The organism is Ruegeria sp. CDSA021, from assembly GCF_059612325.1.
Genome location: NZ_JBXWQJ010000033.1, coordinates 1 through 11,071 on the forward strand (window position 1 = coordinate 1; position 11,071 = coordinate 11,071).

The 11,071-nt window shown below is 52.4% G+C and carries 11 protein-coding genes; 3 read left to right on the forward strand and 8 right to left on the reverse strand.

The window, feature by feature from the left end:
• Positions 1-466: 466 nt before the first annotated feature.
• The gene (locus AC2FLD_RS22010) at positions 467-823 is read right to left on the reverse strand and encodes a cupin domain-containing protein (RefSeq protein WP_496674404.1); all 357 of its coding nucleotides are present in this window, start codon (positions 821-823) and stop codon (positions 467-469) included.
• A 31-nt stretch (positions 824-854) separates the two neighbouring features.
• Here AC2FLD_RS22010 and AC2FLD_RS22015 point away from each other — a divergent pair, with 31 nt between their 5' ends.
• Positions 855-992 (forward strand): hypothetical protein, encoded by a 138-nt coding sequence (locus AC2FLD_RS22015; protein WP_496674401.1) that lies wholly within the window; start codon positions 855-857, stop codon positions 990-992.
• Positions 993-1,198: 206 nt separating this feature from the next.
• Here AC2FLD_RS22015 and AC2FLD_RS22020 read toward each other — a convergent pair whose 3' ends face one another.
• Both AC2FLD_RS22020 and AC2FLD_RS22025 read right to left on the reverse strand, forming a co-directional pair.
• The gene (locus AC2FLD_RS22020) at positions 1,199-3,115 is read right to left on the reverse strand and encodes an adenylate/guanylate cyclase domain-containing protein (RefSeq protein WP_496674398.1); all 1,917 of its coding nucleotides are present in this window, start codon (positions 3,113-3,115) and stop codon (positions 1,199-1,201) included.
• 639 nt (positions 3,116-3,754) lie between these two features.
• Positions 3,755-4,228, reverse strand: a complete 474-nt coding sequence (locus tag AC2FLD_RS22025; RefSeq protein WP_282022463.1) for an acyl-CoA thioesterase — start codon at positions 4,226-4,228, stop codon at positions 3,755-3,757.
• Between the two features lie 74 nt (positions 4,229-4,302).
• Here AC2FLD_RS22025 and AC2FLD_RS22030 point away from each other — a divergent pair, with 74 nt between their 5' ends.
• Positions 4,303-4,521 carry a tautomerase family protein gene (locus AC2FLD_RS22030; protein WP_496674395.1) on the forward strand — a complete coding sequence of 73 codons (219 nt, stop codon included), beginning with the start codon at positions 4,303-4,305 and terminating at the stop codon, positions 4,519-4,521.
• 205 nt (positions 4,522-4,726) lie between these two features.
• Here the strand turns inward: AC2FLD_RS22030 and AC2FLD_RS22035 are convergent, their stop codons facing one another.
• A complete protein-coding gene (locus AC2FLD_RS22035) occupies positions 4,727-6,007 on the reverse strand; it encodes a tetratricopeptide repeat protein (protein ID WP_496674392.1) in 1,281 nt (426 codons plus the stop codon).
• Positions 6,008-6,218: 211 nt separating this feature from the next.
• Here AC2FLD_RS22035 and AC2FLD_RS22040 point away from each other — a divergent pair, with 211 nt between their 5' ends.
• Positions 6,219-7,193, forward strand: coding sequence for a sulfurtransferase (locus AC2FLD_RS22040; protein ID WP_496674389.1), 975 nt, complete (start codon positions 6,219-6,221; stop codon positions 7,191-7,193).
• Between the two features lie 122 nt (positions 7,194-7,315).
• Here AC2FLD_RS22040 and AC2FLD_RS22045 read toward each other — a convergent pair whose 3' ends face one another.
• The 4 genes from AC2FLD_RS22045 to AC2FLD_RS22060 form a co-directional block, all read right to left on the reverse strand.
• A complete protein-coding gene (locus AC2FLD_RS22045) occupies positions 7,316-8,329 on the reverse strand; it encodes a LysR family transcriptional regulator (RefSeq protein WP_496727298.1) in 1,014 nt (337 codons plus the stop codon).
• Between the two features lie 521 nt (positions 8,330-8,850).
• Positions 8,851-9,630, reverse strand: coding sequence for a methyltransferase domain-containing protein (locus AC2FLD_RS22050; RefSeq protein ID WP_496727300.1), 780 nt, complete (start codon positions 9,628-9,630; stop codon positions 8,851-8,853).
• A gap of 221 nt (positions 9,631-9,851) precedes the next feature.
• Positions 9,852-10,424: a carboxymuconolactone decarboxylase family protein gene (locus tag AC2FLD_RS22055; RefSeq protein WP_481669221.1), complete on the reverse strand. Its 573-nt coding sequence runs from the start codon at positions 10,422-10,424 to the stop codon at positions 9,852-9,854.
• Between the two features lie 437 nt (positions 10,425-10,861).
• Positions 10,862-11,071: HupE/UreJ family protein (locus AC2FLD_RS22060; protein WP_496674381.1), on the reverse strand; the 210-nt coding region annotated here is incomplete at its 5' end.

Genomic DNA, 11,071 nt, shown 5'->3' on the forward strand with positions numbered 1-11,071 from the left:
AGTTCGCTGAGCTCGCCATCTGACTCACAAGCGATTGCTGAAACAACTCAACGGGCTCAAATCTTTGCAACAAAACCGTCAAATCGCGCCAACCAACCATCACCCATGCTCTTCACGACCCGACCTGATTGGCCCGCTATTGTTGGGGTGACGATATCACTTTCCAGGTGATCAAGCATTAGAAGTGTAGCGTGCTCATCTTTGTGCATGAGCGCCGAATACCCAACGACATCCGCGGCCAGTATTGCCGCCAATTTTCGTTGCAATTGTTGTCCCTTGCTCGACATGCTTTGACAATAGTAGATGCGGCTCTTCACTCCAACTGGCTGATTACGAAGTCCGCTCAGGGCTCTAGGGCACCGTTCGCAACCCATAGCTGCCATTCGTGCAGCAACCGGAGAATGTATGTTTCGAGCCCGTTTTGGTCATAGGTTGATCGCAGGGATCGCCTCGCAATACGAACTTCCTAAGAGACGATCATGTAGTACTTCCGCAATTTTTCTGTGATCTCCCAGATCAACCTGCTCCCTTTTTTGATGAAAAACGTATCGCCAGCCGTGAAGGTCTCAGCGTCTCCGTCAGGATGCGTCAGTGTTACGGACCCAGAAATCACGGTCATCATTTCATGTACCGGATAAGCATCGATCTCTTCACGACAGGGTGGGCATTCCCAAACGCCCGAGAGAATAGTCTCGTCGTCGTTTGCAAACTTGAACCAGTTTCTTTCGTTCGTATCACTGGTCGTGAAGGAGCCAGGATCGGTGAAATCCGAGGCCACCATGTCGTTTGGGTTGGGTATCAGCCTGAAAGACATCGTTTTCATTGAAACTCCCTTGGTGCGAGGTGATCAATCGATGACTCGGCTTTTGATTCCCTCAGCTGTGATCATAGCACAAATCGGCTCGCGCCTGCATGGACGGCTTTGGCACAACCCGCTGCTAGGCATAGATATTGAAGACACGCTCGCCATCGCTGAAGCTACTGAGGTATAATTTTTTAGGCCGCTTCCCAGCGGCCTTTATTGAAAAAATCTCGCAAGTACGACTATCAGTCCAGAGCAGGCTTTTTCACCCTGCCTTTCAGTTTCCGAAGTGCGGGACCAAGCGGCCACCGGAATAACGCCGTAGTAGGTCCATTTTTTCAGACCAAAATATAGTCAATCTAGAGCGCGCAATCTGCTTCCGGGACCGACAACGATTTAGCCTCGGTCGTTCAAATCCAATGCTCGATAAGTGCCCTCCGGCAATCCTGCCTTCCGGAAGGCATCAACGTAGGGCGCTATAAGAGCGTCCGGACGCTGGTAACGGCGATACACCCAAACAATATCGGCGATTTTCACGCCGGGGCGCGTGGCTTCAAGCCGGTTTCGGGCGCGCTCAAGTTCGTCAGCGCGTCCAAGCCTGGCGAGAACCGTGACTTCGGGGATCATCGACCACCAATAATCCAGCAGCACGCCCTTGCGCGCTTCGGCAAGCGCAAGTTCGTATTCACCCTTGTGAAAGTGGTATTCCGAGAGCGCTTGATGCCAATCCTTGATGGTCGACCCTGGGTCGAGGTCGATAGCCCGCCGTACAAGTGCCGCGCCCAGATCGAAACGCCCGGTCCAGACCAGCCAGTAGCCGAATTCCGCCTCCACGCTGCGGTCGCCTCCAATAGCGAGCGCGTCCTCCGCCTCGGCGAAAAAGCCGTCGCGATCCCCATTCATGAGCAGAAGAATACCCAAGATAAGTCGGACACGGGCCGAGTTTGGGTTGAGTGCCTTGGCTTCGTTGGCGGCAGCCAAAGCTCGGTTGAGTTTTTCCTCATATGTGCCAGCATAGCGATCCCCAAAAAAGCTTAGATCTACACGCAATGCCTCGGCCAGCTGCGCCCAGGCGCGCCAATAATCCGGCTCTTCCGTGATTACCCTTTCAATGCAACCATGGACCCGCTTCTGCACATCCGGTCTATCGTACAAATCGTCATAAAACATGGTGCATTCATACGACGACAATCGTTCCGGCGGTTTTGCCCGTGCCCGCCTTTCGTCTGTTCGCCTGATGGCGCCGCGCGTGTCACCAATCGCAACTGCAACGCGCTCGGTGATCCGAGATTGCACATCAAAGAGATTGGCGGTCGTAAGGTTCTCATCGAACGCCTCGGACCAGACCTGCGCTCTGCTCTGGGTGTCGATCAGGCGTGCCGTAACTCGCAGACGATCACCCGCTTGTCGTACCGTACCTTCAAGCACCAAATCGGCACCCAAGGCTTCACCGATACCGCGCACATCCTGATGTTGCCCGCGGTAGGAGAAAGTGGTGTGCCGCGATAAGACGTTGAGGTCGCGATAGCGTCCGAGTTCGATAATCACATCCTCGCTGATGCCATCGGACAAGTAATCTTTCGACGGGTTTCCACTTAGGTTCTCGAACGCCAAAACCGCTATCGTAGGACCTGTAGGCCGGGTCAGAGCCGTAGCCTCGTCAAAAGGAACGGCTTCATTGGCACCCCAGCGATGCATGCCTTGCCAAACCACAAATGCCGCAGTGATCAGAAGCGCTCCGCCTATTGCCACCTGAACGCCACGGCTCCTAACCCAGCTGCGGCGGCTGATTGCTCGGCTCTGAGGATTTACATGATAAATTCGCACCGGCTCAGAAATGTTCTTCAGGCGGGTTTCGCCCAAGTATTCGAAACCAACGTTAGCTTTGCCGGCTGCCTGAGTTGCAACAACTTCAGACACGCAAACGCTACCAGGCTCCGCCAACTCCTCAATCCGTGCCGCGACATTTACACCGTCACCATAAAGGTCATCGCCATCGATCATCACGTCGCCAAGATTTATGCCGATCCTCAATTCAAGCTGCTCTTCAGGAGACAGGTTGTCGTTTCTCTTCGCCAGTTTCGCTTGGATTTCAGCCGCGCAGTTCACTGCATCAACGACCGAAGCAAACTCCACGAGCGTTCCGTCACCCATTAGTTTGACGATGCGACCATGATGTTTCTCAACCTGTGGATCGAACAGCTCCGAACGAAGTGCTTTGAGAGCGTTCAAAACGCCGATCTCATTCGCGCCCATCAAGCGTGAATAACCAACCACATCAGCGGCCAAGATCGCGGCAAGTCGACGTTCCATTGGTGAAGTTTACGTCAGAAAGGTTCGCCATTCCAAGAAACGTCAAAACACAATCTGGTATGCACGCTTGATCGGTGGACGCTACGGTAAAAAACGAAAAGAACCTAACTGCTGAAACACTGGACCTGAACGAATACTCCCAGCCGATTGTGTTGAAAAAATCCAAGTTCGCGCAAATTCGAATGCAAAATTGCCCTTACAGGCCCGATTGAAATTTTTAGCCGAAAGGTCGGCCTAAATCAGTTGCTGGCCGCCAGCGAGTGTCTCAACGCTCGTCATCGATATCGGTGGTGATCTATTGCGATTGATCGAGGTTCGCAGAAAATTTAGGCTTTCCAGTTTTTTGAGTATTTCAACACAGTCAGCCCGAACCGGACCTTCAAAACCAAGCTTTGGTATTCTAGCGATGCGGAGAGGCTGTATGAAAACTCCGGCCCATGAGCTCTCTCGTCGCGCTCGATTTCGGCGCCTGTGCAAAAGCTCTCTTAGAAGTGCGAGAGAACACACATAGAGGCTGTTTTCGGCGTTTTTCGCCGGACAGTCAGAGTTTTTACACAGTCTCCGGACAAAGCCGCCGATTGATATACGGCACTAAGATTGGTCGGAGTAGACCACGGTATTTCGGGACTTTCTGGTCATTCAGTTTGGGTTCTCCAACCATTTGGTTGCACTTTCGCGAACGTCATCGGGAATCTCTGTGGCCTGGCGGGTTTCAAGGCTTAGCAGCACGCATTTGAATTCGGTTTCGAACGCCATCTTGTTGCCGTCAACTCGAAAAAGCCGATGCCTAAAGGTCATGGATTTAGAGCCAATCGCTACAACTTCTGTCTCCAGCCGTATCGAGTCGCCAGCAGTAAGCTCTGCGCGGAAATCGCTTTGGGCGTTGACAACGGCGAATGAAACCCGGCGTCCCGTACGCATATCGTTTGCGGTTAACCCCATTTCAGATTGAATGGCTAGTACACCGTCGGAACATGCGGCGAAGTACCTCGAAACATTCATATGTCCAAGAAAATCGCAATCCGTTGGATCAACGACCGAGCGAAATGAAACCATTGCTGACATGTGGTTGCTCCTCTCGAAATTGCATAGAATTCTTACAAGAATGGGCATTGCATGTCATCTTGTGGAACAATCGGCCAAGTATAGACCAGCATTTTGGTAAGTCTTAAGAAATGGAGTGTGCGATGCCCTCAATTGAAATTCAGGTGCTTGAAGGTGTGTTTTCGGCAGAAGAAAAAGGCAGGATAATACAAAATGTCACCAAGGCCTTCGGCGAAGTCGCCGGGCAAACAATACAAAATGGAACGTCTGTCCGGTTGCTAGAAGTAAGCAGCGGTTCATGGGGTTACGCGGGAAACATTCTAACTACACAAGACGCTTTGGAGATGCGCGCCCGCGGTTGACAAAACATCTTAGGACCGGGTCAGTTTTCGGCAGCTTTTGCCCACAGCAGTCATTTTCTGCGGGTTGCATACTTGGCTTGTCGCAGCCCGAAACGGACCTTCACCAGCGAGCTGTCTAGAGCCCGAGAAGCAGACACATCGGTTGATCGACATCGAACCTGAAGCGGACAAGCGCTCATAGCGGACATCAAAGAACATAGGCATCCTACTTCGCCAAACCAGCTACCGCGTGGTCGTGAGAGGTATGCGGTCGATGCATGTTGAGAATGCGTCGAGCTTCATTCGATTGCCCGGAAATTGCAAGCGCATGAGCCAACGTAAACTCGACAATGTCGCGTTGCGCCCGGCTGCCGCCAAGGCGTTCGTGCTCAGACATGACACTTACAAATTTCTCAATCGCTTCGTCCGCATTTCCATCCGCCAGCGCACGGAATGCGCCTGCGACAGAGGCAACGGTAGGGCCTGCGGGTCCCTTTGCGCGCTCTATGGTCGATTCCAGACGCTCTCTTTGTCCAGCCATGGCATGCGCAAGAGCAGCGTGAACGTCCGCGAAAGCGAGGCCAGGTGAAGGAAAGAACTGAACAGCATAGTCACTGAGTTGCTGCCAGCACTCCTGAGGTACAGACTCGCCGGCTAAATAGGCTCGGTGAACAATGGCCACACTATCCGTCAATACATTCAGTGGCGGTGCAGGAGGGCGGTCGGGGGAAACACATTCATCGAATATCTTCCACATTCCAGTCACATCGCCGCTTTCAAGCGCCCAGAGAGCCACGTGCCAACTGAGGTGACAGTGCAGGTAAGCAGTGGTGGGATAGTCTTGCCAGAAATCGCGCAGAAAAGCGTAGCCAGCGTCCGTCTCCCCGTTCTCATAGTAGAGATGGGCCCTGACATGTGCACTGTGTGCGCTGTCTGGCTTCAACTCAAGCGCGCGCTCGATGTTTTCCGCGGCGGGGCCGATCTGTCCGGCCTCCATCTGGGCAAAGGCATGCTGGCAGAGAAACCACCAGTCGTCGCCATAGTGTGGCTTCAACATGGTTGTGTACGCAAGCTGCTCTGCCTCGCGTCCTGCCTGACCTGAAAACCCTATTAGGCCAAATACGCTGGTACATGTCTGGGCCAGCAAAATATCTCGCGGATGGTCTGTGACGTGATCTCGGATGCGCCTGTAGGCCTGCGGTGCACGCCCCTCTATTAGATCGCTGATAATGTCGATCTGGGCGGCTTCACGCAGGCAGACGCCTTGCGACAGTTCCTTGGCGGCGGCTAATTCTCGCTTTGCATCTTGTCCGCGGCCGACGGTAACAAGATAGCGCGCAAGGCCAACATGGGGCATGGCAAAACTATCATCTGCCTGCATTGCAGAACGGTAAGCTTCTTCGACATCATCAAAAGCACCCAGAAAACGGTCGATGCCTTCAACATAGGCGTCACGTGCAGTTTGTGATGTTGTCGTTAGCGGGCTTCCGTACCGATCTTCGAGCATCCAAACCTTCCATTATCCGTTCCAAGCCTTTCCAGTAGTCAGCTTTATGAGCATGCTTAACTATGAGTGAGTCAAAGGAAATCGACTTAACAAGGTGCCGTAATTTCAGCTTAAATTGCTTCCGATAGGCAATACGTTCATCGAAATCCAATTCCGACCATAGTTGCTTCATCAAATCCCGATTTCCTAAAATTGGACTCCGAAAGCAATTTTGGGGATTATTCCATACGGCCCGACCAGCGTCCAGTTAGAGGAGAACGTAGGTATGACAACCCAAACTCGCCCGCTTATTGATACGGCTTGGTTGGCAGATAACCTGACTGACCCGAAACTGCGCATCATTGATGTTCGCTGGAAGTTCAGGGAGGAAAGCGGCAAGGGTGTGGCCTACGACGATAGGAGCGAGTTCCAAGCTGAGCACATTCCTGGCGCTGTGTATGTTGGTATGTCGACGGAGCTTGCGGACAGCACTCAGAACGTTCCCGATATGATGCTCGGGCCAGAGGATTTCGGGGAAAAGATTCGCGAGTTGGGTGTATCCAATGACTGTCATGTCGTGGTTTACGATGACTCTGGGCTGCCCTTGGCTTCTGCACGTCTTTGGTGGGCGCTTTCGTACTATGGTCATGAAAATATACAGGTTTTGGATGGTGGTTTGCAGCAATGGAAACTGGAAGGTCGAGCGGTTGAAGCCGGTGATCCATCCGTTGAGCCTGGCGACTTCGCTCCCAAGGCGCAAAGCAATTGGATTGCCAGCAAAACTGAGGTTCTGGACGCGATAGGTAAGCCTGAGGTCAGAGTTGTAGACTTTCTGCCAAACGACCTCTTCCGAGGCGATGGTGTTCACACATGGGGAGGTCGCTCGGGACATATCCCCGGTGCAGTTAACATACCGGCGATATCGAACATCGATCCGGATTTGGCACACACACCTATTGCTGAGCGGGCAGCAAAACTAAAGGAACGAGGCTCTTTCAGGTTGGCGGATCGCCTCCGCCTCCTTCAGCACTATCAGGACAAGGGAATTCAAACCGACGACGAGGTTATTGCGTATTGCGGTCGCGGTATTGCCGCCTCTTGCGGTCTCCTTGCGCTTCGCCACATGGGGTTCGACAAGTCGCGCCTCTATGATGGTTCTTGGGCTGAGTGGAGCGCCGATCAAAACCTTCCGATTGAAACGTCCTGAAATCCCTGTGCGGAGAGGAATGGCTTAAACCGGCGCTCTCTTTGTCCGCTGAACTCGTTTAAATGCAAAAGAGCTTGTCTGCGTTTCACAAAGTATAGCATCAGTTCTTTTTTACTCGATCACTACTTGTAGATTGCAGCGTATCGAGGTGCGAAGAACTTAACGAATCCTCTAACCTCTGGCCGACGATAGGCTTCCGGTGAAATGAGCATTAGGTGCGGCACCGCAAGTTCGGGGATTTCGTCGAAGCATCGGAGAAAAGACATGTCTGCTTCAACCAGCTTGACATTGCTGATCCCAAGACCTTGCCCTGATCTGATCGCCGCATGCATTAGCTCCAGTTCAGTGAAAGACATGACGATCTGTTCTGGTGCCACGTGATTGGTCAACCATTCGTGGAAAACATTCGGTACATCGTCCCGCTGAAAGGTAACAAACTGATGCCCGGCCAGATCATTTGTTGACCCCGGCAGGCCAAATTTGTCCGCGTAGTTTTTGCTGCCGAACAAAGACCAGCGTGCCGTGCTAATCTTCCGGCAGATCAGGTCAGGATCAGGATCGGTTCTCGCAAGGCGCAACGCAATGTCTGCCTCCCCGGCCATCAGGTCCAGCGCCCGAACACTGGACAAAAACTCGAATGCGACATCCTGATTGTCGGCGGAAAACGCGTTTACGATTTCGATCATGCGTGCTGAGAAGTTTGCCGAATAAGCGGTGATACGGATGGGTTGTGTCGACGTCAATTCTTTCGCGCAGTCGGTAAATTCGAGGACTGAAGCCTCGATTGCTTCGGCGAGGGGAACGAGGCGAAGGGCTTCTCGGGTCGGTTTGAACCCGTGCGTACCGCGCTCAAACAGCGTCAAGCCTGTTTCTTTTTCGAGAACATCAACGCGCCGGGCAACCGTTGGTTGGGAGACCTGTAGCTTTTTGGAGGCCGCAAGCGTCGATCCTTCTCTGAAAACAGAGAGGAACACGCGAATACCCGACCAGTTTCGGAAACCGTTCTTCATTTTTGTAGAACAGCACAATTTTGTGCTGGATACCAGAAAAACGGGGGAACAGTTACTCTTGTTGCGACAGCGCAAGTAAGTCGGAAAGGACCACGAGATGGCTTCCCATACAATGTCACCCAGCATCTGGACCGTATTTGGTGGACTGTTCGGTTGGACAAAGAGAGGCCTCCCCGAAAACCGGGAATCACGGCCTACAGCCAACGATCTTCACTCGGAACGCGACTATATTAACGAGGTGATCTGGAGTAATCCGGACGCGTTTTCGAGTGAACTGGACGTGCAGAGCATGATGAATCTGTATCCGGGAAGGTTCTGACGACATTTGGTGACAATCGGCCGGATATGGCGATTGGATCACACCAAAGGCAGCTGCAAGCTGGAAGTGACAGCCACGTACCTGTGTTGTAGCCATAGAGTTAGCACCAACACGAGACCTTCTGTGCATTACGTCTATCGCTGCGGTCGTTCGAACGCCTGATCAATGGCTGCGCGTCTGGCCCTTCATTGGGGCTTCAACGGCGACAATTAAGTTCGGACAAAAGATTGCAGCACCAATCACGACGACAACGATACCTGAGGGGGGCTCTTGAACTGTACCTTTCAGCGAGCCAGCGGAAGAACCGAGGCCAAGTCATTTCGGTCTATCAACCCCTTTTACGCGCCACGACGATAAATTGGGTCATCGAAAAAAAGAAGCGTCCAACTTTTGCAAGGCTAAGCTGTTCGTCAAACCACGATTGCGCAACAGCGGGATCAACATGGTCATTTGCGACAGCGTATTGCTTCATGAGGTGCATCATCATGATTGCGAGGCCATCAGGTTTTAGCTGGTGATCTGTCATTGTGAACGACAAGACATCTTCCACATGGTTGCCGCGAGCCTTTATCAGTGCGGGCAGTCTTTCCGGGATGGAACCACTCACAAAGTGCTGGTTCCAGGATGTCAGCATCTTTTGCATTCTGTCGGGCTCGTCGCTGAACCAAATCAAGCTGCCAAAGTGTAGATCGCTGATGACAAGGCGCCCACCGGGTTTGACGCACCGCAGCGTGTCAGCCAATGCACCGTCTACGTCTTCGATGTACTCAAAGACCTGTACCGAGACGGCCTTGTCAGCACGTTCATCCTCAATGGGCAAGTGATTTGCGGAACCTGCACGAAACTCCACGTTTGCGTAGTCGCTGCATCGTTCTTTTGCGGCTGCTGTCATGTCCTCGCTTGGGTCGATCCCGATGACATAACCATCCGAGCCAACTGTGCGAGCCAACTCTGCCGTTAACAGACCGTTGCCACAACCAATGTCCAAAATAGTTTCACCGGGAGCAGGGCACAGCGCATCAAATGAAGCCTGTCTTCGCCGTGTCAACTCAGCTCCCTGATAGGCAATTTCAAGTAATCTCGTTGTCTCAGCGTCAAACTTAAGCAACTCTCCCCCCTTACAAAGCCCTCAAGTCTCCAAACCTTATCAGAAAATGGGTTATCTACGAAAAGCCGGACGGATCATCGAGGCTTGAACATAGATCCACCAATATAACTAACGGCGCCGACTTGATCCAACGAATGGGACAACCCCGAGAGCGAAGGACGCTTCTGACTTCTTGTTGGACCAGTTTTTCGTCACTGTTCGAAAGTTAAAACAACATCAATTCAAGGAATGTCGAGGCCATTCTCCCGTCCAAAATCGGTGTAGAAGGTGTCACTGCGGTATCGGATTAATGTGGCCTCATCCGCTTGCCTTGGATCGTTGCCAGGACTTTGGACACCTGTTCCTTCTATGAAGCGGTTCACGAGACTAAAGACACCACAGACCTGTATAGCATCGAACAACGCACTCTCCGACCAGCCTGCCGCGTAGACCGCATTTGCGTCGGCTTCCGTCATTCGTGATGGCGAGACAGTAAGCTTTTCAATGTATGCCAGTAACGGTTTGAGATGATCCTCGACGGGTGCCGTATCGCGATCTTCCATCAGTGCCTCGATTGTCTCGACCTCAATTCCGTAGGCTTTGGCGAAAACGATGTGTGCTCCATGGCAATACGCACAAGCATTCAAACCCGAGACATAGGCTGCAATTAATTCACGTTCGGCAACCGAGAGGTCGCTCTCGCCCCTCATCACAAGACTTTCGTACGCACAAAGCGGAGAAAGTTTGTCTGGAAAGGCTTGATAGACACTTCCAAGTGTCGCGTTCTCCGGCAGAGATGGAAACAGGCGTTTCATTCTATTTTCTTTCAATATTGCTTTGGATGATTTCGTCTCAAAGTGAGGAACCAACGTTGTTTACGCAACTTTAACGCAATTCCGGGTTCCGCACAGAGATTCTGTTGGAATACTGCGAACGGTTAGTTTGCCTGACGACACCCCAGAATGTTCGCCGTTTGGTGAAAGGCAATTTCTTTTGAGCCGTTCTCGTAAATTTGCAAAGTCTGGTTTTGCGCGTCGCCGTCATTGGGGCACCGCGCAGCATCGATCAAAGTGGGCTTCCTGACACCTTCGCCGTGATTGGCACGAAAGGCTGGTTCGGGAAACATCAACCTTCGCTGCACCATGTCGGAACTCAACAGACGCGGACAATGCAGCCTTTGGTTCGCATTGGCTCGGAGACGGCTTCTGACAAATAGCGGACAATCAAAAACCATAGACTTGATGCTCACGTATTATGTCAACGCTGCAAGAGCCCGCTCGACAGTCCAGAAGGCGCCCACCAAAGCGATGACAAAACTCACGGGTACCACGATGAGCGATCTGTACCACGGTTCCTTGCGCCAAAGTCCAACAGCCAGAAAGGCCGCCGCTATGACAACCAACTGGCCAATCTCAACGCCTACATTGAAGCCAATTAGCCGGGTCAACCAATGGCCGCCTGA